Raw genomic sequence first — 21,285 nt, forward strand, 5'->3', positions numbered from 1 at the left:
CATGGCGGAATCCCTCAAGACCCGCGTGGGTCGCGTCGTGGCCGGTGGCCTGCATGCGCTGCTGGATCGGCTGGAAGACCTGAACCCGCAGGCTGCGATGGAGCAGGCCGTGCGTGAGGCAGAAGGCGTGATCGACGAGGTGCGGCATGAGCTGGGCACGGTCAGCGCCAATCGTCATCTGGCCCAGCAGCAGCATGCGCGGCTGAACCGAAGTCACGAGAGCTTGAACGAACAGATCGCCCAGGCCCTGGCAGCCGGGCGCGAGGACCTGGCCCGGGCTGCCGTGGCGCGCCAGCTCGATATCGAAGCCCAGATTCCGGTGCTGGAGACCACGCTGGCGGACCTGGCCCGCCAGGAGCGGGAGCTGCAGGGCTACACCGCCGCGCTGCTGGCCAAGCGGCGGGAGATGCATGAAGCGCTGGCCGCCTTCCGTCAGAGTCGGGCCAGCACCGGCTCCGCCGCGCAGGCCGCCGGGCAGTCGGCGGTGGAGCAGCGCCTGGCGCAGATGACCGAGGCCTTCGACCGCGTCTACCAACGGCACACCGGCCTGGACGGCACCCAGGGCGGCAGCCAGGGCGGCGATGTGGACCAGGCAGCCCGGCTGAGCGAACTGGAGGCCCTGGTGCGTGATCACCAGATTGCCGAGCGCCTGGCCCGCATCAAGGCCGGAGAGGCCTGACACTCGCGAACTGTCGGACTGAAGGGAGAACTGATGAACCTGTTCACTGCGCCGGAGACCCTGCCTTTCGGCGTGGCCGTGGCGCTGATCGTGGCGGTGGCGCTGCTGGAAGGCCTGGGCATGCTGGTGGCGCTAAGCCCCAGCAATGTCATCGACGACCTGCTGCCCCATGCCGTGCCCGAGTCGGGCCTGGACCGCGTGCTCGGCTGGCTCCACCTCGGGCGCGTGCCGGCACTGGTGCTGCTGCTGATCTTCCTGCTGGGCTATGCGCTGTTCGGCTATGCGCTGCAGAAGGTCGCGTTCAACCTGCTCGGCAGCTTCCTGCCGGCCTGGGTGGCGGGGCTGCTGGCCGTGCCTCCGGGCCTGGCCACGGTGCGCGGGCTGGGGAGCCTCGTGGCCCACATCATTCCGCGTGACGAGACCACGGCGGTGAGCGAGCAGTCGCTCGTCGGCCGTGGGGGCGTGGTGAGTGCCGGTGCGGCCCGGCGTGGCCTGGCCGCCCAGGCCCGGGTGCGCGACGCCCATGGCCGGATGCACTACCTGATGGTTGAGCCTGACTTCGACGAAGAGGTGTTCGAAGAAGGCGCGCAGATCCTTATCGTGCGCAAGCAGGGTGCGTTCTACCGCTGCATTGCGAACCCGCATCCGCATCTGATCTGAACCGAGGGAGAACGGAACACATGGAAAACATCATCGAGATCACCGGTATCGCCGGCATTGCACTGCTCGGCCTGCTGACGATCGGCTTCGTGTTTGCGCGGCTGTACAAGCGCAGCACCAAGGAGACCGCCTTCGTGCGCACCGGCCTGGGCGGCCAGAAGGTCATCATGGACGGCGGCGCCATCGTGCTGCCGGTCTTCCACGAGCGGGTGCTCGTGAACATGAACACGCTCAAGCTCGAAGTGCAGCGCCGCGAGCGCGAAAGCCTCATCACCAAGGACCGCATGCGCGTGGACGTGACGGCGGCCTTCTTCGTGCGTGTGAAGCAGACCGAGGAGGCCGTGAGCACCGCGGCGCAAACGCTCGGCGCCCGCACCATGAGCCCGAACGAGCTCAAGGCGCTGGTGGAAGACAAGTTCGTCGACAGCCTGCGCGCCACCGCCGCCACCATGACCATCCAGGAGCTGCAGGACAAGCGCCGCGACTTCGTGCAGGCGGTGCAGAACGCCGTGGCCGAAGACCTGGAGAAGAACGGCTTGGAGCTGGAGTCGGTGTCCCTCACCAGCCTGGACCAGACCGACAAGCAGTTCTTCAACCCCAACAACGCCTTTGACGCCGAAGGCCTGACCCGTCTGACCGAGCAGACCGAGGCGCGCCGCAAGCAGCGCAACGACGTCGAGCAGGACACCGAGGTGCAGGTGCGCACCAAGAACCTCGAAGCCTCGCGCCTGAAGCTCACCATCGAGAAGGACCAGGAGTTCGCCACGCTGGCCCAGAAGCGAGAGGTGGAAGTGGCCCGCGCCGAGCAGGTGGCGTTGATCGCTGCGCAGCAGGCCGAGCGCAACCGCGAGGCCGAGACGGTCAAGATCGAAGCCGAGCGGCAGGTGGGGCAGCGTCGCATCGAGGCCGAGCGCGAGATCAAGGCCGCCGAGATCGAGAAGAACCTCGTCATCCAGACGCGCGAGATCGAGCAGGAGCGCCAGGCCGAGCTCAAGCGCGCCGAGCAGCGCAAGCAGGTAGAGATCGCCCGCCAGGACACGCAGATCGCCATCGCCACCAAGTCGCGCGAGCAGTCGGAGGCCGATGCGGCTGCCAACCTGGCGCGCGCCGAAGCCGTGAAGGCCGAGGAAACGGTCAACACCGCCCGTCAGGTGGCGGTCGCCGAGCGTGAGAAGGCCATCCAGCTGATCGAGGCGACCAAGGACGCCGAGCAGAACGCGATCGCGGTCAAGGTCTCGGCCTCCGCCGAGAAGGAAGCCGCCATCGACCGTGCCGAGGCCCTGACCATCGAAGCCAAGGCCAAGCAGGCCGCCGCCCTGGCCGAAGCCGAAGGCCGCCGTGCGATCAACGAGGCCCTCAACACGCTGTCGGCCGCACAGATCGACCTGCAGGTGCGCACCCAGCTGCTGCAGCAGCTGCCGGCCATCCTGGCGCAGGCCGTCAAGCCGATGGAGCAGATCGACTCCATCCGCATCGTGCAAGTCAACGGCATGCCCGGCCAGGGCAGCGCCGAGGGCGGTGCTGCGACGGGTGGTGCCACCTTCCCCGAGCAGGTGATGAACTCGGCCCTGCAGTACCAGGTGGCCAAGCCCATCGTCGATGCCGTCATGCATGACGCCGGCTTGTCCAACCAGGGCATCACCGGCCTGGCGCAGAACCTCGCGACGATGTTCAAGCCGGCCACCCCGACGGTGGCGACACCGGCCGAATCACCGGCCGAATAAGGTCGTTCAGGACGCGGCCGGTGCGCTTGCCGCCGGCCGCGCGCTGCGGCGTGCGCCATCGCTGTAGTCAGCCGGCGGCTTCATCAGCGCCGGGTCGGGCTCGCCGCGGCGGATCTTTTCTAGCCGGTAGGTCTGCTCGCCCAGGCGCGGGTCGGCCTCGCGGCTTTGCACCGTCAGCATCAGCTCGGGGCTGCGCCAGACCTCACGCGTCGTGACCAGCGGCTTCTCGTTGCCGATGCGGCCGGCTTCGATCGTCCAGGTCGTGCGCTCCCCGGTGACCTTGACGCCGTCGATTTCGCGCGGCGCGAGCGCGGTGGTCGTGCCGCCCTCACGGGGCAGCACCAACGTGGGCAGCACGGGCAGCGGCGGCGCGGGCGGGGCTGGCAGGGCCATCGGGGCGGGGGGCGCCGGCGGCGCAGGCGGCGCGGCCATGGCCGGCATGGGCGGCAGATCGGGCAGCTCGCTGGCGCGGTAGACCCGCAGCTCGCGGCGCCGCTCCACGGCGCTGGCGCCGGGGGCGGCCGGCACGACCACCTCGCGCTCGATGACGATGCCCGGCTCACCCTGGCGGGCGGCTCCGGCCGCCTGACGGGCCCGCACCCGCTCGGCATCTGCGCTGCGCGCCTGCTCCGCCACGCGGGCGCCCCATTCCTTCCAACGCGCTGCCTGCTCCTTCATGCGCTCGCTCCAGTCGCGCATCGAAGCCTGCCAGGCGGCGTGGGCTTCGGCGTCGGCGCTGGCGGCCGTCCAGTTCACGCTGCCGCGCAGGCGCATCAGGCGCTTGTCGTCGGGGTAGAGCACCCAGGCCTGCCGGGCCACCGGGTCGTTCAGGTAGACGATGCGCGGGCCGCCTTCGCGCTGGATTTCGCGGCGGGTGCGGCCTTCGCCGTCGCGGCAGATCTGGCTCTGCGCGCGGCGCACGATGCGGTTGCCATCAGCCAGCGGCTGGATGTTCTCGTGCACCGCCGTTGCGCAATAGGGCGCGCCTTTGACGACGCGTTCGCCCTCCAGCTCGCGACCCGCAAAGGACAGGGCGGTGTCGGCCAGGGCGATCCGCACCGGCAGGTCGGCCAGCGCGGTCTGCACCTGTCGCTCGATGTCCCGACCGAGGTCACTGTCGGGTGCGGGGCTGGCGGCCCCGAGGCCGGGCAGGCCGGCGCAAGCCATCAGGGCCAGGCCGGCGCGAAGGTGAGAGAGGGGCAGGACGGGCAGGGTCATGGTGGGCTCCATGGGGTCAGTTCAGGATGCGGACGGCCAGCACCTGGCCGCTCGGGTTCACCAGCAGTTCGGCGCGAACGGTTTCATCCGCGCGGCTGGCGTCAAACGGGAGGCCCAGCCAGGCCAGACGCTCTCGCGGGAGCTCGGCGGGCTGCAGCCAGACGGGGGTCGGACGGTCACCCGCCAGCGCCGCGCGGAACTCGGCCTCGGGCACCACGGGGATGAAGCCGCTGCCCGGGCCATCGGCAGGGGCCGCGTGGGCGGTTTGGCTGCCGGGCGGGTCCAGCAGCAGCAGGGTGGTCAGCAGCACCGCGGCCGCCGCGCCAAGGGCGCCGCTGCCCCAAGCCAGGCGCCGGAACCAGCGAGGCTCGCCCGCGGGCTCTTCGTCCTGTGCGGTGGCCGTGCGCGCCGGGCGGGGCTTCAGCTGGCGCGTCAGCTCGGCCAGCAAAGCGGCTTCCCGGGCGGCATCGGGGTGCAAGCGGGCGAACTCGGTGCGAGCGGGGCGCAGCCAGCCCGGGGTGTCGTCAGGTGAAGTCATGGTCGTTCTCCCTCGCCCAGCGCTTCAGCCAGCCGTTGGCGGGCGCGGTGCAGGCGGGTGCGCAGCACGTCCACGCTGATGCCTGCGATCGCGGCGGCTTCGGCGTAGGAGCGTTCCTGCAGGTCCACAAGGGTCAGCGCCTCGCGCTGGGGCCAGTTCAGGCTGCGGATGGCCGCCCACAGACCCTGCTGGCGCTGGGCCTGCTGCAGGCGGGCGTCGCTGCCGGGGCTGGCGGCGGCGGGGTCGTCGTGGTCGAGGGCGTCGTCCAGCGGCACATGGCGGCGGGTGTCACGCCACTGGCTCAGCACCTGGTGGCGCGCCATGCCGGCGAGGTAAGCGCCCAGCGATCCGCGGCTTGCGTCGAAGCCCTGGGCCCCCCGGAGCAGCTGGGTGAAGGCTTCCTGAACGGCGTCGAGGGCTGCCGCCTCATCGCCGGCCAGCGCCAGCGCATAGCGGTACACGGCGCCACTCTCGCGCCGGTACAGCTGCGCGAGCGCCTCGGCGTCGCCGCTGGACAGGCGGGCCAGCAGCGCGTGGTCGTCGTGCATGGCCGCGGGGGCCGGCGCCACGAAACCCAGGCGGTGGAGCCAGGTCATGAGGCGGGAGGGGTCGAGGGGCGCATGCCTCTATTGGGCGCAGCAGCCCCCCGTCGTTACTCAGGACAAACCCGTCGTCACTTTCGGCATGGGCTGCGGGGCGCCAGCTTCAGGGTCTTGGAAGTCTCACTCCCGATTTGGTTGCTGGGACGGGGCGCGATGAGTCCTTAAGTTACGCGGGTCTTCCACTGCTGGAGTTGTTGCCATGAAGTGTCCTGCCTGCCCCGACGCCACCCTGGCCATGACCGAACGCCAGGGCGTCGAGATCGACTACTGCCCCAATTGCCGCGGCGTGTGGCTCGACCGGGGTGAGCTCGACAAGCTCATCGAGCGCTCGGCCACTGCTGCCGTGCCCGCTGCGGCGCCGCCGGCCACCGTGCCGCCGCAGCGCCGGCCGGACTTCGTCGATTCCGACTACGGCAAGCACGGCCACCATCCCGGCTACCGCCGCAAGTCGTGGCTGAGCGACATCTTCGACTGACCTCGTCTTCGACCCCCAAGGAGTTTTCGCGATGAAGCGCGTGTTGTTGTTCCTGATGACCAACCTGGGCGTCATGCTGGTGCTCGGCGTGGCCGTGCATTTGCTGGGCCTGAACCAGTTCCTGACCGCCAACGGCTTGAGCGTGGGCGGTCTGCTGGCCTTCGCCTTCGTGATGGGCTTTGGCGGCGCGTTCATCTCGCTGCTGATCAGCAAGCCCATGGCCAAGTGGACGTCGGGCGTGCAAGTCATCGACGGCTCGCCCGACCCCACCCACCGCTGGCTCGTCACCACCGTGGCGCGCTTCTCGGCCGCGGCCGGCATCCGCGCGCCGGAGGTCGGCATCTACGAAGGGCCGCCGAACGCCTTCGCCACCGGCGCGTTCAAGAACTCGGCGCTGGTGGCCGTCTCGACGGGCCTGCTGCAGTCGATGACCCGCGAGGAGGTCGAGGCGGTCATTGGCCACGAGGTGGCCCACGTGGCCAATGGCGACATGGTCACGATGACGCTCATCCAGGGCGTCATGAACACCTTCGTCGTGTTCCTGTCGCGTGTGATCGGCTATGTGGTGGACAAGCTCGTGTTGCGCAACAACCAGGACGGCCCGGGTGTGGGCTACTACGTGACCACGGTGGTGCTGGACCTGCTGCTGGGCGTGGTGGCGGCGATGGTGGTGGCCTGGTTCTCGCGCCAGCGGGAGTTCCGTGCCGATGCCGACGCAGCCCGCCTCATGGGGCGCAAGCAGCCCATGATCAACGCGCTGGCCCGCCTGCATGGCCTGGACCCCGGTGAGATGCCCCAGGCCTTGAAAGCCATGGGCATCAGCGCACGGCCGAATGGCTGGATGGCCTGGTTCTCCAGCCACCCGCCGATGGAGGCTCGCATCGCGCGTCTGCAGCAGGCCTGAGCATCACCTGACGCCAGGGCTCCCGCCACAATCGGGAGCCTTCTTGCGTTGATGCCCGCGCCCGCCCATGCCTGCTCTGCCCACCAAGCTGCCCCACACCGGCACCACCATCTTCACCGTCATGTCGGCCCTGGCCGCCGAGCATGGCGCGGTCAACCTGGGCCAGGGATTTCCAGACTTTGGCGCCGACCCGGCGCTGCTGCAGGCCTTGACCGACGCGATGGCCGCCGGCCACAACCAGTACCCACCCATGACCGGCGTGCCGGCCCTGCGCCAGGCAGTCGCGGCCAAGCTCAACAGCCTCTACGGCGCCCACTACGACGCCGATCGCGACATCACCATCACGGCCGGCGGCACCCAGGGCCTCATCACCGCATTGCACGCCTGCGTCGGCGCGGGTGACGAGGTGCTCATCATCGAGCCGGCCTACGACAGCTACGACCCCGCCATCCGCCTGGCCGGTGCCGTGCCGGTGGGCGTGCCGATGACGGCGGACTACCGCATCGATTGGGCGGCCGTGCAGGCCGCCATCACACCGCGCACCCGCGCGCTGGTGTTGAATACGCCGCACAACCCCAGCGGCCGCGTGGCCACGGCCGACGATCTGCAGGCGCTCGCGGCCATCGCCGAGCAGCACGACCTCTTCATCGTCAGTGACGAGGTCTACGAGCACATGGTCTTCGACGGCGCCCAGCACGAGAGCGTGGCCCGCCATCCGGCCCTGCGCGAACGCAGCTTCCTGGTCAGCAGCTTCGGCAAGACCTTCCATGTGACCGGCTGGAAGGTGGGCTTCGTGGCCGCGCCACCGGCGCTCTCGGCCGCCTTCCGGCGCCTGCACCAGTACACGGTGTTCACGGTGCACACGCCCAGCCAGCATGCGCTGGCGGCCTACCTCGCCGACCCCGCGCCCTGGCAGGCCTTAAGCAACTTCTACCAGGCCAAGCGCGACACCTTCCGCACTGCGCTCGCCGCCACCCCGCTGAAGCTGCTGCCCTGCGAGGGCACCTATTTCCAGACGGTGGACTACTCGGCGGTGTCGGACTTGCCCGAGCTGGACTTCGCCCGCTGGCTCACCACCGAGGTCGGCGTGGCCGCCATCCCGCTGGCCGGCTTCTACCAGCGGCCGCAGGAGCGGCGGCATGTGCGCTTCTGCTTTGCCAAGCGCGAGGACACGCTGGCCGAGGCGGCGCGGCGGCTGGTGGCTGGATTGGGCCGCTGAGCATTCGGCATGGCGCAACCGAGCTTTCGGCGCGCCCTGCGAGAGTCCCCTGTGGCAAGACACCGGCAGCGACGTGGCTGAAAATCGGCGCTCCCGTTTCGCACCGCACAGGCCCCGCCATGCCCACCTACCGCTCCAAGACCACCACCGCCGGCCGCAACATGGCGGGTGCTCGCGCGCTCTGGCGTGCCACCGGCATGAAGGACGATGACTTCTCCAAGCCCATCATCGCCATCGCCAACTCCTTCACCCAGTTCGTGCCCGGCCATGTGCACCTGAAGGACCTGGGCCAGCTCGTGGCCCGCGAGATCGAGTCGGTGGGCGGCGTGGCCAAGGAGTTCAACACCATCGCGGTGGATGACGGCATTGCCATGGGCCATGACGGCATGCTGTATTCGCTGCCCAGCCGCGACATCATTGCGGACTCGGTCGAGTACATGGTCAATGCCCACTGCGCCGACGCGCTGGTGTGCATCTCCAACTGCGACAAGATCACCCCCGGCATGCTGATGGCCGCGATGCGGCTCAACATCCCGGTGGTGTTCGTCTCCGGCGGCCCGATGGAAGCCGGCAAGGTGCGCCTGGCCGTGCCCGAGACGGCCACCGTGAAGTTCAAGAAGCTGGACCTGATCGACGCGATGGTCATGGCCGCCGACGACAAGGTCAGCGACGCCGACGTCGCCGAGGTCGAGCGCTCGGCCTGCCCCACGTGCGGCAGCTGCTCGGGCATGTTCACGGCCAACTCCATGAACTGCCTGACCGAGGCGCTGGGCCTGTCGCTGCCGGGCAATGGCACGGTGCTGGCCACGCATGCCGACCGCGAGCAGCTCTTCAAGCGGGCCGGCCGGCTGATCGTCGAGCTGGCCAAGCGCCACTACGAGGGCGAGGACTACAGCATCCTGCCGCGCGCCATCGGCAAGAAGGCCTTCGAGAACGCGATGACGCTGGACATCGCGATGGGCGGCTCCACCAACACCATCCTGCACATCCTGGCCGCGGCCCAGGAGGCGGGCATCGATTTCGACATGACCGACATCGACCGCCTCTCGCGCAGCGTGCCGCAGCTGTGCAAGGTGGCGCCCAACACCAACAAGTATCACATCGAGGACGTGCACCGCGCCGGCGGCATCATGGCCATCCTGGGCGAGCTGGCCCGGGCTGGCCGGCTGCATCTGGATGCGCCCACCGTGCATGCGCCCACCATGGGTGAGGCGCTGGCCAAGTGGGACGTGACCGTGTCCACCGACGAGGCCGTGAAGACCTTCTACCTCGCCGGCCCGGCCGGCATCCCGACCCAGGTGGCCTTCAGCCAGGCCACGCGCTGGCCCAGCCTCGACCTCGACCGCGCCGAGGGCTGCATCCGTTCCTATGAGCACGCCTTCAGCAAGGAAGGGGGCCTGGCGGTGCTGCGCGGCAACATCGCGCTGGATGGCTGCGTCGTGAAGACCGCCGGTGTGGACGACAGCCTGCTGGTGTTCGAAGGGCCGGCGCATGTCGTGGAGAGCCAGGACGAAGCCGTGGCCAACATCCTGGACGACAAGGTCAAGGCGGGCGACGTGGTGGTGGTGCGCTACGAAGGCCCCAAGGGCGGCCCCGGCATGCAGGAGATGCTCTACCCGACCAGCTACATCAAGAGCAAGGGCCTGGGCAAGGCCTGCGCGCTGCTGACCGACGGCCGCTTCTCGGGCGGTACCTCGGGCCTGTCCATTGGCCACTGCTCGCCGGAAGCCGCGGCCGGAGGCGCCATCGGCCTGGTGAAGAACGGCGACCGCATCCGCATCGACATCCCCAACCGCACGATCAACGTGCTGGTGAGCGACGAGGAACTGGCCCGCCGCCGCGCCGAGCAGGACGCCAAGGGCTGGAAGCCGGCCGAGGCCCGGCCCCGCAAGGTCAGCGCGGCGCTCAAGGCCTACGCGCTGCTCGCCACCTCGGCTGACAAGGGCGCGGTGCGCGACCTGAGCCAGCTCGAGGGCTGACATTCCGATACGTGTGAAGTGACTCGCTCGCGCACCATGCGCGGATGAGCATTTCCCGTATCTCCTGGAGCGGCGCCGGCCTGGCCGTGCTGCTCAGCGCTTGTGGGGGTGGCGGCGGCGGTGGCGGTGGCGACAGCACGACGCCGACCCCGGTCGCCGCAGCGCCAGTCCCGGCGCCGACGCCAGCACCGGCCCCGGCGCCCTCTCCGGCCCCTTCGCCCGCGCCTTCCCCCGCGCCAGCTCCGGCCCCCACGCCTGCGCCCACACCCTCGCCGGCACCCAGTCCGGCCCCCGCGCCGGCCCCTGCCCCGGCGCCGGTCGCCGGCACCCGCGCCACCTGCCAACTGACGAATTTCCAGTCGGAGTTGTTAACGCTTGTGAACCGCTACCGCGCGGCGGGCGCCAGCTGCGGCAGCGAGGGCAACTTCGCGCCAGCGGCGGCCCTGCGCTGGCAGGACAGCATCGCCCAGGCGGCGCTCAAGCACAGCGACGACATGCAGTCGGGCAACTTCTTCAGCCACACCGGCAGCGACGGCAGCAGCGCCGGCCAGCGCATGAGCGCCGCGGGCTACAGCTGGCGCGCCTGGGGCGAGAACATCGCTGCCGGGCAGTCCAGCGTGTCGTCGGTGGTGGCCGGCTGGATGAACAGCCCCGGCCACTGCGCCAACCTGATGAACCCCGGCTTCACCGACATCGGCGTGGCCTGCGTGAAGGGCGGCAGCGGCAACACCTACGGCACCTACTGGACCATGGACCTCGGCACGCCGCGCTGAGGCTTACCGCCCGGGCTCGCTCGACTCGCAGAACCCGAACCGCCGCTCCGGCGCCTGCATCTCCAGCTGCCGGAAGGCTGACGGCGTCATGCCGGTGAACTCGCGGAAGTCGCGCGCGAGGTGCTGGTGATCGTGGTAGCCGGCGTCCAGGGCCAGGTCCAGCCAGCGGGCCTGGGGGGCGAGGTTGGCCAGGCGCACCAGGCGGTCGAAGCGGGCGACGCGGCCGAACAGGCGCGGGCTCACGCCGGTGCGGGCGGCGAACTGTCGGCGCAGCTGGCGCACGTCCAGCCCGTGCGTGCGCGCGAGGGTGTCCAGGCCGGGGCCGTCGCCGGCCAGCAGCCTGCGCGCGACAACGTCGGCGGCGGCCTCGGGTCGGCGGGGTGCCTGCGCCCGTGCCATCAGCCAGGCCTCGGCCTGCGCGATGAGCTGGCCGGCGTCGTCCAGTTGCGCGAGGCGCTCCACCAGCGCGCGGAAGTCGGCCGGGAACAGGGCCTCGGCGTCCAGCCAGTCGTCGGTGAGCGTGTCCAGCGGCAGGCCGGTCAGCCGGTAGAGCGCGCCGGGCTCGAACTCGATCTGGTAGACGGCGAAATCGTGCCCGCCCTGGCGCAGCGTGGCCGCCGTCGGCTGGCCGATCAGCACGGCCCGTGCCTTGCGCCGTTGGGGCCCGCCGGCCACGAGAGCCACATGCTCGGCATCACGCAGGTAGAAAGCCAGCGCGGCAGCCGGCCGTGGCCAATAGGGCTTCACCGGCACAACGAGGCCGCTGTCGAAGCGCAGCCGGATCACCTGATGCTGCCGCACCCAGCCGCGCAAGGGCGGCGAGGGTGGCGTGAAGTGGAAGAGGGGCAGCATGCAGCGGGTGGCGTCAGTCCGCCAGCGGTGGGCCGACGATGGCCATGCCGTGGTCGGCGAACAAAGTGTGCGCCACTTCGGGCGTCGGCGGGCCGGGCAGTTGTGACAGGGCGACGAAGAAGTCCTCCATGCGCCCGGCCGGCGTGTAGAGGAAGCGCAGCCGGCCGGTCGTGCTGAGCTGGCGAAAGGTGTGGGGCACGCCGCGTGGCAGGAAGAGGCTGTCACCGGCGCGCAGCAGGTGCTGTTCGTCGCCGCACTGGAAGCGGTACTCGCCCTCGTCGACGATGAAGACTTCGTCCTGGTCAGGGTGCAGGTGCAGCGGCGGGCCACCCGGGGCCTCACCGTGCCACGCCATCACGCTCAGCGCCTGGCCGGTGCAGGCGGCCGGCAGCTGCAGCTGCCAGGTGTCGGGGCCGACTGCCAGCGGCGTGGTGGCGCGGTGAAGTGCGGCGGTGGGGGTGGGGTGGCGCATGGCAAGGTCCGTGGATGTGATGTCGCCAGCATGGCCAGATCGTGCCCGCCGCGCTGGCATGAATCGGACATGCCCGTCCTCCATCGGTGGGCCCTGCCACCCGAGGTGCGGGGGCGGCGGCCCGCGACGAGGGGAGGGCGCGGCTTAAGCTGCCAAGGCCCTGAGGTTCCGTGGGTGCCTGCACCAAGGAGTTCGTTCGTGAGAAAGCTGCTTCCCGGGTTGAGCCTGACCCTTGCCGTGTTGCTGTCCCCTGGTGTGCGTGCAGCCGAGGCCGGACCGCCTGCCGCGCCAGTCGAGGTGGTGACCGACGACTACTTCGGCACGCCGGTCGCCGACCCCTACCGCTGGATGGAGTCCGGCAAGGACGAGCGTTGGATGCCCTGGCTGCAGGCCCAGGCCGGGCATACCGAGACGGTGCTGTCGCGGCTGCCGGGGCGGGCGGGGCTGTTGAAGTCCATCCAGGCGCTGTCGGGCGAACAGACGGCCTACCGCATGGTCAGGCGCGTGGGCCAGACGGTCTTCATCCAGCGCCGCGATGCCGGGGCGGAAGACGCGCGGCTGTATGTGCGTACCGGCCGCGCGGCCGAGCGCCTGCTGCTGGACCCGGCCGCGGTCGACGGCAAGCCGCAATCGCTGGACTGGTGGCATGTGTCGCCGAATGGCCGCCTCGTGGCGGTGGGGCTTTCGCAGCGAGGGACGGAGGCGTCGGTACTGCGCGTGCTCGACGTCGCCACGGGCCGGTGGCTGGCCACTCACATCCCGGCCACCGATTTCGGCCAGGTCTCCTGGCTGCCCGACTCCAGCGGCTTTGCCTACCTGCGCTTCGTCGGTGAGCAGGGCACGCCCACCTACTACCTGAACAACGAGATGCGCCTGCATCGCCTGGGCAGCGCCGGCCCGGACCGCTTGCTGCTGCCGCGCGACAAGCCGCCTGTGCCGTTGCAGCCGCACGAGTTCGCGGCGATCCGCTTCGATGGCCAGTCGCCCATGGCGCTGCTGGTGATCTTCGACGGCCGGCGTGAGTCGCAGGTCTACGTGACCGGCCGCGACGCGCTGCTAGCCGGCCGGGCCCGCTGGACGAAGGTGGGCGGCTTCGAGGCGCAGCTCGAAGGCGCTGCGCTGCGCGGCGACGAGCTCTGGCTGCTCTCCACGCGCGACGCGCCCAAGGGGCGACTCCTGCTGACCTCGGCCCGCCGCCCTGACCTGGCGACGGCGCGCGCCATCGAACTGCCCGGCCAGCCGGTGGTCGAAAGCTTCACGATGACCGCCAGCGGGCCGCTGGTGCAGACCATCGAAGGCAGTCAGATGGGCCTGTGGCGTGTGAGTGCTGCGGGCGAGCCCCGACGCGTGGCGCTGCCCTTCCCGGGCTCGGTCATGGTCCTGAGCACCGTGCCGGGCCGTGACGAGGCCTATCTGTCGCTCGCCGGCTGGCTGCAGGCGCCGGCGGTGCATGAGCTGGATGCGCGCGGCACCGTGCATCCGACCGGCATGTCCAGCCAGCCGGCGGGCTACGACGCGACCCGCTACGAGGCCCGTACCTCGACCGCCACAGCGGCGGACGGGACCCGCATTCCCTACACGGTGCTGTCGCTCAAGGGCCGCGCTGCACAGGGCCCCGGCCCGCTGCTGCTGGAGGCCTATGGCGCCTACGGTTACGCCGTGATGCCGACCTTCCAGACCGCCCTGATGCCCCTGCTGGACCGTGGCGCCCGCTACGTGATGGCCCATGTGCGCGGCGGGGGTGAGTTCGGCCGCGACTGGCACTACGGTGGCCGCGGGCCCACCAAGGCCAACACCTGGAACGATGCGATCGCCGTGGCCGAGGCCCTGGTGCGCACCGGCGAGACGACGTCGTCACAGATGAACCTGCTGGGCACCTCGGCCGGGGGTGTGATGGTGGGTCAGGCGGTGAACGCGCGGCCCGAGTTGTTTGCAGGCGCCGTCGCCAATGTGGGCTTCATGAATCCGCTGCGTTATGTCTCGGAACAGAACAACGCCGACATACCGGAGTGGGGCGGGCCCGTCGCCGATGCGGCGACCTTCAAGACCATGTTCGACCTGGACCCCTACCAGCACATCAAGCCGGGCGTTGCCTACCCGGCCACGCTGGTGGTCAGTGGCCTGGCCGACCCGCGTGCCGCCACCTTCCACAGCGCCAAATACGCCGCGCGCCTGGCCGCGGCCACGTCCAGTGGGCAGCCGGTGCTGCTGCGCATCGACTTCGGCGCCGGCCACGGCATGGGGTCCACCCGCACGCAGCGGGATGCGATGTGGGCGGACATCTACAGCTTCGTGCTGTGGCGGGCCGGCGTGGCCGACTTCCAGCCGCCACGTTGAAGGAAAGGGCCTGCGCCTTGCAGTAGGCTCGTCAGCCTCGCTCATCTGACCGCCTGCCATGCCTGCCTTTCCCGATTCCCGCCCTGGTCTGCTGTCGCGACGCCACCTGCTGCTCGGAGCTGCGGCGCTGGCCGCGATGGGCAGTGGACGACCGGCGAGCGCCGGCAGCCTGCCCGAGCTGATCACGCGCGCCAAGCGCTCGGTGGTCGTGGTCGGCAGCTATGGCCTGATGGACAACCCGCGTTTCGGCTTTCGTGCGGCAGGCTTTGCCGTTGGTGACGGGCTGCAGGTGCTGACCAGCGCCCACGTCGTGCCGTCTGACACGCCGGAGCGCATCGACCGCAGCATCGCGGTGCAGGTGTGGCAGGGCGACGACCAATGGCAGTTGCGCAGCGCCCGACTGCTGGGGCGCGACCTGCGCAACGACCTCGCGCTGTTGCAGATCGACGGGCCGGCGCTGCCGGCCTTGAGTCTGGCCGAACAGGATGCGCCGGAGGGCACGTCCATCGCGCTGATGGGATTCCCGATCGGCAGTGCGCTGGGCTACACCCTGACCACGCATCGGGGCATCGTGTCGGCCTGGACCTCGATCGCCTCGCCCGCCCAGAGCCCGTCCGGGCTGAGCGCGCGCGCCGTGCGCCAGCTGCGCGATGGGGCCTTCAAGGTCATGCAGCTCGACGCCATCGCCTACCCGGGCAACAGCGGAGGCCCGGTGTTCGACATCGACAGCGGCACCGTGGTGGGCGTGCTGCAGGGCGGCATCGTCAAGAGCACCAAGGAGGCAGCGCTGAGCGCGCCGACAGGCATCACCTACGCCGTGCCGGCCAGCGCTGCGGCGGCGTTGCTGGCGGAGTACGTCAAGCGCTGACCCGTCAGCCGTGCCCGGCCACGCCGAGCATGGCCTGCAGCAGCACGTTGCAGCCGGCCTCGATGTGCTCGGGCTTGGCGTCTTCGATCTCGTTGTGGCTGATGCCGTCCTTGCACGGGATGAAGATCATGCCGGCGGGCGCCAGGCGGGCCATGTAGACGGCGTCATGGCCCGCGCCGGAGACGGCGGGCATGTTGCTGTAGCCCAGCGCGTCGGCCGCCTTCTGCACCGCGGCGATGCAGTCGGGATGGAAGGGCTGGGCCGGATAGGCGCTGACGGGCGTGATCTCGATGGACAAGCCCGACTCGGCCGCAAGCTGGGCGGCCACCGCGCGGATGTCCGCATCCATGGCCTCGCACAGCGCGTCGGTCGCGTTGCGCAGGTCGATGCTGAACTTGACGCGGCCCGGGATGACGTTGCGGCTGTTGGGGTGGACCTGCACCATGCCGACCGTGCCGCGCCCGTGCGGCGGGTGGCGGTGCGCGCACGCCACCACCTCCTGCATCAGCTTGGTGGCCACCTGCAGCGCGTCGCGGCGCAAGGCCATGGGCGTGGGGCCGGCGTGGGCTTCCATGCCGGTCACGACGCAGTCGTACCAGCGGATGCCCAGCACGCCGGTCACCACGCCAATCGTCTTGTCGTGGTCCTCCAGCACCGGGCCCTGCTCGATGTGGGTCTCGAAATAGGCGCCGATGGGGTGGTCGCCCGGCACCTGCTCGCCGATGTAGCCGATGCGTTCGAGTTCGCCCTTGACCGTCTTGCCCTCGGTGTCGGTCGCGGCATAGGCATGCTCCAGCGTGAAGGCCTTGGCGAACACGCCGGAGCCCATCATCACGGGCACGAAGCGCGAGCCCTCTTCGTTCGTCCAGAAGGCCACCTCGATGGGTGCCTCGGTCTCGATGCCGTGGTCGTTGAGCGTGCGCACGACCTCGATGCCGGCCAGCACGCCGTAGTTGCCATCGAACTTGCCGCCGGTGGGCTGGGTGTCGATGTGGCTGCCCGTCATGACGGGGGGCAGGCTGTTGTTGCGCCCCGGACGGCGCATGAAGGCATTGCCGATCTGGTCGATGGTCACCGTCATGCCCGCCTCGCGCGCCCAGCGGGTGACGAGGTCGCGGCCCTGCTTGTCGAGGTCGGTGAGCGTGAGGCGGCAGACGCCTCCCTTGTCGGTGGCGCCAACCTGGGCGAGTTCCATCAGCGAGGCCCAGAGGCGCTGGCCGTTGATGCGGAGTTGGGAGATGTTGGGCTTGGCGACGGCGGTGTCCATGGGGCGGTCCTTGGTCAATACAAAGCCACAGAGGCTCAGAGGCACAGAGAGATCCCGATGCCGCAAATCCTCTGAGCCTCTCTGGGTCTCTGTGCCTCTGTGGCTGTGTTCTCGGGCTTCAGCGTGCAACCGCCGTCGGCGCGAGGTCGTGGGCGCGTTTCGCTGCGGCGTCGAACTGCGGGCCGTACGGCGGGCGCTTGAGATAGCGGCCCGTGCCCGCTTCGGCACGAAGGTCGCCGCGGGCGAACACGACCCGGCCTTGCGAGATCGTGTGGCTCGGCACGCCCCGCACCGTGCGGCCCTCGAAGATGTTGAAGTCGTTCTTCGAGAACTGCGTCTTGGCGCTCAAGGTCTTGGTGCCGGCCGGGTCCCACAGCACGAGGTCGGCGTCCGCGCCTTCGGCGATGACGCCCTTGCGCGGGTACATGTTGAAGAGCTTGGCCGCGTTGGCCGAGGTGATGGCGACGAACTCGCTGGGCGTCAGCCGCCCGGAGTTGACGCCGGCATCCCACAGCACCGCCATGCGCTCCTCGACGCCGCCACAGCCGTTGGGGATCTTGGCGAAGTTGTCCTTGCCCACGGCCTTCTGCGCGGCGCAGAAGGTGCAGTGGTCGGTGGCGGTGGTGTGCAGCTGGCCGCTCTGCAGGCCGCGCCACAGGAACTCCTGGTGGATCTTGGGGCGGAAGGGCGGGCTCATCACATAGGCCGCGGCGGTGGCGAAGTCTGGGTCGCGGTAGACGCTGTCGTCGATCAGCAGATGGCCGGCCAGCACCTCGCCGTACACGCGCTGGCCGCGGGCCCGGGCGCGGGCAATCGCCTCGGCGCTCTCGATGCAGCTCACGTGCACGATGTAGATGGGCACGCCCAGCACGTCGGCAATCGCAATCGCGCGGTTGGCCGCCTCACCTTCCACCATCGGCGGGCGGGAGAGCGGGTGGCCTTCCGGGCCGGTGATGCCCATCTTCGCGACCTCGGCCTGCAGCAGGTAGACGAGCTCGCCGTTCTCGGCATGCACGGTCGGCATGGCGCCGAGTTCGAGCGCACGCTTGAAGCTGTTCACCAGCGTCTCGTCGTCGCACATGATGGCGTTCTTGTAGGCCATGAAGTGCTTGAAGCTGTTGACACCCTCCTCGCGCACCAGCGTGCCCATGTCGTCGCTGACGCTCTGGTCCCACCAGGTCACGGCCACATGGAAGGCGTAGTCGGCGGCCGCCTTCTCGGCCCAGCCGCGCCAGGTGCGGTAGGCGTCCATCAGCGGCTGCTGCGGGTTGGGGATGACGAAGTCGATGATGCTGGTCGTGCCACCGGCGAGCGCGGCGGCCGTGCCGGTGAAGAAGTCGTCCTGCGTGACCGTGCCCATGAAGGGCAGCTGCATGTGGGTGTGCGGGTCGATGCCGCCGGGCAGCAGGTACTGGCCGGTGCCGTCGAGGGTGGTGGTGCCGGCGGGTGCTTCCTTCACGGCGCGCTCGCCCAGGGCGGCGATGCGGCCGTCGACGCAGAGCACGTCGGTGCGGGACTCGGCGTCGGGATTGACGACGATGGCGCCGCGGATCAGGAGGGGGGAACTCATGGGGCAGTCCTTGCGAGTTGGGGTTGCGCCTTGCCAGCCATCAGCACGCCGTAGACCACGGCGGCGAGGGCCAGCCCGGCAAACCAGGCGTAGGTGTAGATGGCCTTGAACGCCGCGCCGACCTCCGGGAAGGCGGCGGGGAAGGCGGCGTTCAGGAATCCGGGGACGTTGGGCGCGACGCCCAACGCGAAGGCAACCAGGGCGGCGAGGTTCCAGCCGCCGCGGTAGCTGTAGCGGCCGCCCTCGACGTAGAGCTCGTCCACCACCAGCGCCGTCTTGCGCAGCAGGTAGTAGTCGACGATGAGGATGCCCGCCACCGGCCCGAGCAGGGCCGAGTAGCCGATCAGCCAGGTGAAGATGTAGCCCTCGGTCGAGGCCAGGATCTTCCACGGCATCATCACGATGGCGATGGCGCAGGTCAGGATGCCGCCGAGCTTGTAGCTGATTCGGTTGGGCGCCAGCGCGGAGAAGTCGTAGGCCGGGCCGACGAGGTTGGCCGCCAGGTTCACGCTGACCGTGTCGATCAGCAGCACGATGAGCGCGATGAGCACGGCCGCGCCGGTCATGCGGCTGGCGAGGTCCACCGGGTCCCACAGCGCCTTGCCGTAGATGACGACGGTGGCCGAGGTGACGAACACCGCGAGCGCCGCCAGCAGCCCCATCGGGCCGGGCAGGCCGAGCGCCTGGCCGACGAGCTGGTCGCGCTGGCTCTTGGCGAAACGGGTGAAGTCGGGGATGTTGAGGGCGAGCGTCGCCCAGAAGCCCACCATCGCGGTGAGGGACGGCCAGAACACGGTCGAGAACTGGCCGGCCTTCTTGCCACCTTCGACGAACTGCGAGGGCTGCTCAAGGATGGGCCCGAAGCCGCCGGCCTTGTCCCAGGCCCACCACAGCAGCACGAAGCAGATGACGATCTTGATCGGGGCGGTGTAGGTCTCGAGCTTGCGGATGGCGTCGATGCCGTGCACGACGAACCAGAACTGCAGCGCCCAGAACAGCAGGAAGCAGCCGAACTGTGCGGCGCTGATGCCCAGGCCCGGCAGCGCGTCACCGCCGAGCGGGTGGCCCAGCAGCACGCCGGCCAGCGTGAAGATCATCTGCCCGCCGAACCAGGTCTGGATGCCGTACCAGCCACAGGCCACGAGCGCCCGCAGCAGCGCCGGCAGCTTGGCCCCCTGGGTGCCGAACGAGGCCCGCGCCAGCACCGCGTACGGGATGCCGTACTTGGCGCCGGCATGGCCGATCAGCAGCATGGGCACCAGCACGATCAGGTTGCCCAGGAACACCGTGCCCACCGCCTGGCTCCAGCTCATGCCCGACTCGATCAGGCTGGCCGCCAGCGTGTAGGCCGGGATGCACATCACCATGCCGACCCACAGCGCTGCGAAGTGGTACCAGCGCCAGGTTCGCTGGGCAGCCGTGGTCGGGATCAGATCAGGGTTGCTCAGCGTCGGGTCGGTCATCAGCAGCTCCGGTCAGAAAGGCAATTGCCACAGAGACACAGAGTCACAGAGACCGCACCACGTTGAAGGTCGACCGACCTTCTCTGTGGCGCTGTGCCTCTGTGGCTGTGTTCATGCGTTCACGTGTTCTGCGGGAAAGCAAATTGCGGGCCCTTCGGGGTCGAATCGGGCCAGCGCTGCATCACCGCCTTGTGCTTCGTGTAGAAGCGCACCGCCTCCGGCCCGTAGGCGTGGTGGTCGCCGAAGAGGCTGCGCTTCCAGCCGCCAAAACTGTTGAAGGCCATGGGCACCGGCAGGGGCACGTTCACGCCCACCATGCCGACCTGGATGTGGTGCACGAACTCGCGCGCCACGTGGCCGTCGCGGGTGAAGATGGCCACGCCGTTGGCGTATTCGTTGGCTTCGATCAGCGCGATGGCCGCGGCCAAGTCGGGCACGCGCACCACGCACAGCACCGGGCCGAAGATCTCCTCGGTGTAGCAGCTCATGTCGGCGCTGACGCCGTCCAGGATGGTGCCGCCGACGAAGAAGCCGTCTTCATGTCCGGGCACCCGCAGGCCGCGACCGTCGACCACGGCCTGGGCGCCGGCCTCAATGCCTTCGCCGATCAGCCGCTCCACGCGTTGCTGCGAGGCGCGCGTGATCAGCGGCCCCATCTCGGCGCCGGCCTGGTGGCCTTCACCGATCTTGAGCGCCTTGACCTTGGGCGCGAGCGCGGCGACGAGCTTGTCGCCCACATCGCCCACCGCCACGGCCACGGAGATGGCCATGCAGCGCTCGCCGGCCGAGCCATAGGCCGCGCCCATCAGCGCATCGACCGCGCCGTCGAGGTCGGCATCGGGCATCACGACCATGTGGTTCTTGGCGCCGCCCAGAGCTTGCACGCGCTTGCCGTGGGCCGAGCCGACCTTGTAGATGTGCTCGGCCACCGGCGTGGAGCCGACGAAGCTGACCGCGGCGATGCCGGGGTGCGCCAGGATGGCGTCGACGATGTCCTTGTCGCCCTGGATGACGCTGAACACGCCGTCCGGCAGGCCGGCTTCCTTCAGCCACTGGGCCATCAGCAGCGAGGCCGACGGGTCCCGCTCACTGGGCTTCAGGATGAAGGCATTGCCGCAGCCGATGGCGATGGGGTACATCCACATCGGCACCATGGCGGGGAAGTTGAACGGCGTGATGCCGGCCACCACGCCCAGCGGCTGGCGCATGCTCCAGGCGTCCATTCCGCGGGCGATCTGCTCGGTGTACTCGCCCTTGAGCAGCTGCGGCATGCCCGTCGCGAACTCCACCACCTCGATGCCGCGGGCCACTTCGCCAAGGGCGTCGGGCACGGTCTTGCCGTGCTCGCGCACGATGGCCTCGGCAAGCTGGTCCTTGCGGTCCTGCAGCAGGGTCAGGAACTTGAACAGCACACGCGAGCGGGCCAGCGGCGGCGTCTGGCTCCAGGCCTTGGCGGCCTGGGTGGCCGACGCGACCGCCGCGTCCAGGTCGGCCACGCTGCCCAGCAGCAGCGTGCCCTGCACGGCGCCGGTGGCGGGGTTGTGGATGTCCTGGCGGCGCTCGCCGGTGCCACGGCTGATGCTGCCGTTGATCCAGTGACCGACTTCGTAGTGACTCATGGGGTGACCTCGTAGCGCCCAGGAACACAGCCACAGAGGCACAGAGACACAGAGGAGGTGATGCTC

Annotated in this window: 19 protein-coding genes; 10 read left to right on the top strand and 9 right to left on the bottom strand. The window is 69.8% G+C overall.

Annotation, left to right across the window (positions count from 1 at the left end; all coding sequences use genetic code 11):
• Position 1: 1 nt before the first annotated feature.
• The 3 genes from CDO81_RS20490 to CDO81_RS20500 are packed head-to-tail and all read left to right on the top strand — an operon-like array spanning position 2 to position 3,063.
• Complete coding sequence (locus tag CDO81_RS20490) at positions 2-679, top strand: PspA/IM30 family protein (RefSeq protein WP_088485100.1); 678 nt, start codon at positions 2-4, stop codon at positions 677-679.
• Positions 680-712: 33 nt separating this feature from the next.
• Positions 713-1,339 (top strand): YqiJ family protein, encoded by a 627-nt coding sequence (locus CDO81_RS20495; protein ID WP_088485101.1) that lies wholly within the window; start codon positions 713-715, stop codon positions 1,337-1,339.
• 20 nt (positions 1,340-1,359) lie between these two features.
• Positions 1,360-3,063, top strand: a complete 1,704-nt coding sequence (locus CDO81_RS20500) for a flotillin family protein (RefSeq protein ID WP_088485102.1) — start codon at positions 1,360-1,362, stop codon at positions 3,061-3,063.
• Positions 3,064-3,069: 6 nt separating this feature from the next.
• Here CDO81_RS20500 and CDO81_RS28435 read toward each other — a convergent pair whose 3' ends face one another.
• The 3 genes from CDO81_RS28435 to CDO81_RS20515 are packed head-to-tail and all read right to left on the bottom strand — an operon-like array spanning position 3,070 to position 5,415.
• Positions 3,070-4,281: a hypothetical protein gene (locus tag CDO81_RS28435; protein ID WP_193466524.1), complete on the bottom strand. Its 1,212-nt coding sequence runs from the start codon at positions 4,279-4,281 to the stop codon at positions 3,070-3,072.
• Between the two features lie 16 nt (positions 4,282-4,297).
• Positions 4,298-4,819 carry a hypothetical protein gene (locus CDO81_RS20510; RefSeq protein WP_088485104.1) on the bottom strand — a complete coding sequence of 174 codons (522 nt, stop codon included), beginning with the start codon at positions 4,817-4,819 and terminating at the stop codon, positions 4,298-4,300.
• Positions 4,816-5,415, bottom strand: coding sequence for an RNA polymerase sigma factor (locus tag CDO81_RS20515; RefSeq protein WP_088485105.1), 600 nt, complete (start codon positions 5,413-5,415; stop codon positions 4,816-4,818). The genes CDO81_RS20510 and CDO81_RS20515 overlap by 4 nt, the downstream gene beginning before the upstream one ends.
• Positions 5,416-5,620: 205 nt before the next feature.
• On the opposite strand from CDO81_RS20515, the gene CDO81_RS20520 reads away from it, so the two are divergent.
• The 5 genes from CDO81_RS20520 to CDO81_RS28530 all read left to right on the top strand — a co-directional run bounded on the left by CDO81_RS20520 (position 5,621) and on the right by CDO81_RS28530 (position 10,771).
• On the top strand, positions 5,621-5,896 hold the full coding sequence (locus CDO81_RS20520; protein ID WP_088485106.1) for a TFIIB-type zinc ribbon-containing protein: 276 nt from the start codon (positions 5,621-5,623) through the stop codon (positions 5,894-5,896).
• A gap of 31 nt (positions 5,897-5,927) precedes the next feature.
• Positions 5,928-6,800, top strand: coding sequence for a protease HtpX (gene htpX / locus CDO81_RS20525; RefSeq protein ID WP_088485107.1), 873 nt, complete (start codon positions 5,928-5,930; stop codon positions 6,798-6,800).
• Between the two features lie 67 nt (positions 6,801-6,867).
• Positions 6,868-8,019, top strand: a complete 1,152-nt coding sequence (locus CDO81_RS20530) for a methionine aminotransferase (protein WP_088485108.1) — start codon at positions 6,868-6,870, stop codon at positions 8,017-8,019.
• Between the two features lie 119 nt (positions 8,020-8,138).
• Positions 8,139-9,998 (top strand): dihydroxy-acid dehydratase, encoded by a 1,860-nt coding sequence (ilvD, locus tag CDO81_RS20535; RefSeq protein WP_088485109.1) that lies wholly within the window; start codon positions 8,139-8,141, stop codon positions 9,996-9,998.
• Positions 9,999-10,375: 377 nt separating this feature from the next.
• Positions 10,376-10,771: a CAP domain-containing protein gene (locus CDO81_RS28530; RefSeq protein ID WP_241517080.1), complete on the top strand. Its 396-nt coding sequence runs from the start codon at positions 10,376-10,378 to the stop codon at positions 10,769-10,771.
• A 3-nt stretch (positions 10,772-10,774) separates the two neighbouring features.
• On the opposite strand, the gene CDO81_RS20545 is transcribed toward CDO81_RS28530, so the two are convergent.
• Positions 10,775-11,623: a helix-turn-helix domain-containing protein gene (locus CDO81_RS20545; RefSeq protein ID WP_088485111.1), complete on the bottom strand. Its 849-nt coding sequence runs from the start codon at positions 11,621-11,623 to the stop codon at positions 10,775-10,777.
• A gap of 13 nt (positions 11,624-11,636) precedes the next feature.
• On the bottom strand, positions 11,637-12,095 hold the full coding sequence (locus tag CDO81_RS20550; protein ID WP_158218362.1) for a cupin domain-containing protein: 459 nt from the start codon (positions 12,093-12,095) through the stop codon (positions 11,637-11,639).
• Between the two features lie 198 nt (positions 12,096-12,293).
• On the opposite strand from CDO81_RS20550, the gene CDO81_RS20555 reads away from it, so the two are divergent.
• Both CDO81_RS20555 and CDO81_RS20560 read left to right on the top strand, forming a co-directional pair.
• Positions 12,294-14,432, top strand: coding sequence for a prolyl oligopeptidase family serine peptidase (locus tag CDO81_RS20555; RefSeq protein ID WP_158218363.1), 2,139 nt, complete (start codon positions 12,294-12,296; stop codon positions 14,430-14,432).
• A gap of 58 nt (positions 14,433-14,490) precedes the next feature.
• Positions 14,491-15,300 (top strand): S1 family peptidase, encoded by an 810-nt coding sequence (locus CDO81_RS20560; protein ID WP_088485113.1) that lies wholly within the window; start codon positions 14,491-14,493, stop codon positions 15,298-15,300.
• 4 nt (positions 15,301-15,304) lie between these two features.
• Here the strand turns inward: CDO81_RS20560 and CDO81_RS20565 are convergent, their stop codons facing one another.
• The 4 genes from CDO81_RS20565 to CDO81_RS20580 all read right to left on the bottom strand — a co-directional run bounded on the left by CDO81_RS20565 (position 15,305) and on the right by CDO81_RS20580 (position 21,219).
• Positions 15,305-16,567: a Zn-dependent hydrolase gene (locus tag CDO81_RS20565; RefSeq protein ID WP_088485114.1), complete on the bottom strand. Its 1,263-nt coding sequence runs from the start codon at positions 16,565-16,567 to the stop codon at positions 15,305-15,307.
• A 118-nt stretch (positions 16,568-16,685) separates the two neighbouring features.
• A complete protein-coding gene (hydA, locus tag CDO81_RS20570) occupies positions 16,686-18,137 on the bottom strand; it encodes a dihydropyrimidinase (RefSeq protein ID WP_088485115.1) in 1,452 nt (483 codons plus the stop codon).
• Entirely contained in the window at positions 18,134-19,600 is a 1,467-nt protein-coding gene (locus tag CDO81_RS20575; protein WP_088485116.1) for an NCS1 family nucleobase:cation symporter-1, read from the bottom strand. The genes hydA and CDO81_RS20575 overlap by 4 nt, the downstream gene beginning before the upstream one ends.
• A gap of 119 nt (positions 19,601-19,719) precedes the next feature.
• Positions 19,720-21,219, bottom strand: coding sequence for a CoA-acylating methylmalonate-semialdehyde dehydrogenase (locus CDO81_RS20580; protein ID WP_088485117.1), 1,500 nt, complete (start codon positions 21,217-21,219; stop codon positions 19,720-19,722).
• Positions 21,220-21,285 lie beyond the last annotated feature (66 nt).

It is taken from the genome of Roseateles puraquae (assembly GCF_002205845.1).
In the GTDB taxonomy this organism is placed as follows: domain Bacteria; phylum Pseudomonadota; class Gammaproteobacteria; order Burkholderiales; family Burkholderiaceae_C; genus Pelomonas; species Pelomonas puraquae.

Coding starts and splice junctions, on each gene's coding strand:
- hydA (WP_088485115.1), bottom strand. CDS start 18,137: ATGAGTTCCCCCCTCCTGATCCGCGGCGCCATCGTCGTCAATCCCGAC.
- htpX (WP_088485107.1), top strand. CDS start 5,928: ATGAAGCGCGTGTTGTTGTTCCTGATGACCAACCTGGGCGTCATGCTG.
- ilvD (WP_088485109.1), top strand. CDS start 8,139: ATGCCCACCTACCGCTCCAAGACCACCACCGCCGGCCGCAACATGGCG.
- CDO81_RS28435 (WP_193466524.1), bottom strand. CDS start 4,281: ATGACCCTGCCCGTCCTGCCCCTCTCTCACCTTCGCGCCGGCCTGGCC.
- CDO81_RS20495 (WP_088485101.1), top strand. CDS start 713: ATGAACCTGTTCACTGCGCCGGAGACCCTGCCTTTCGGCGTGGCCGTG.
- CDO81_RS20530 (WP_088485108.1), top strand. CDS start 6,868: ATGCCTGCTCTGCCCACCAAGCTGCCCCACACCGGCACCACCATCTTC.
- CDO81_RS20550 (WP_158218362.1), bottom strand. CDS start 12,095: ATGCGCCACCCCACCCCCACCGCCGCACTTCACCGCGCCACCACGCCG.
- CDO81_RS20565 (WP_088485114.1), bottom strand. CDS start 16,567: ATGGACACCGCCGTCGCCAAGCCCAACATCTCCCAACTCCGCATCAAC.
- CDO81_RS20515 (WP_088485105.1), bottom strand. CDS start 5,415: ATGACCTGGCTCCACCGCCTGGGTTTCGTGGCGCCGGCCCCCGCGGCC.
- CDO81_RS20575 (WP_088485116.1), bottom strand. CDS start 19,600: ATGACCGACCCGACGCTGAGCAACCCTGATCTGATCCCGACCACGGCT.
- CDO81_RS20500 (WP_088485102.1), top strand. CDS start 1,360: ATGGAAAACATCATCGAGATCACCGGTATCGCCGGCATTGCACTGCTC.
- CDO81_RS20560 (WP_088485113.1), top strand. CDS start 14,491: ATGCCTGCCTTTCCCGATTCCCGCCCTGGTCTGCTGTCGCGACGCCAC.
- CDO81_RS20545 (WP_088485111.1), bottom strand. CDS start 11,623: ATGCTGCCCCTCTTCCACTTCACGCCACCCTCGCCGCCCTTGCGCGGC.
- CDO81_RS20510 (WP_088485104.1), bottom strand. CDS start 4,819: ATGACTTCACCTGACGACACCCCGGGCTGGCTGCGCCCCGCTCGCACC.
- CDO81_RS20520 (WP_088485106.1), top strand. CDS start 5,621: ATGAAGTGTCCTGCCTGCCCCGACGCCACCCTGGCCATGACCGAACGC.
- CDO81_RS20490 (WP_088485100.1), top strand. CDS start 2: ATGGCGGAATCCCTCAAGACCCGCGTGGGTCGCGTCGTGGCCGGTGGC.
- CDO81_RS20580 (WP_088485117.1), bottom strand. CDS start 21,219: ATGAGTCACTACGAAGTCGGTCACTGGATCAACGGCAGCATCAGCCGT.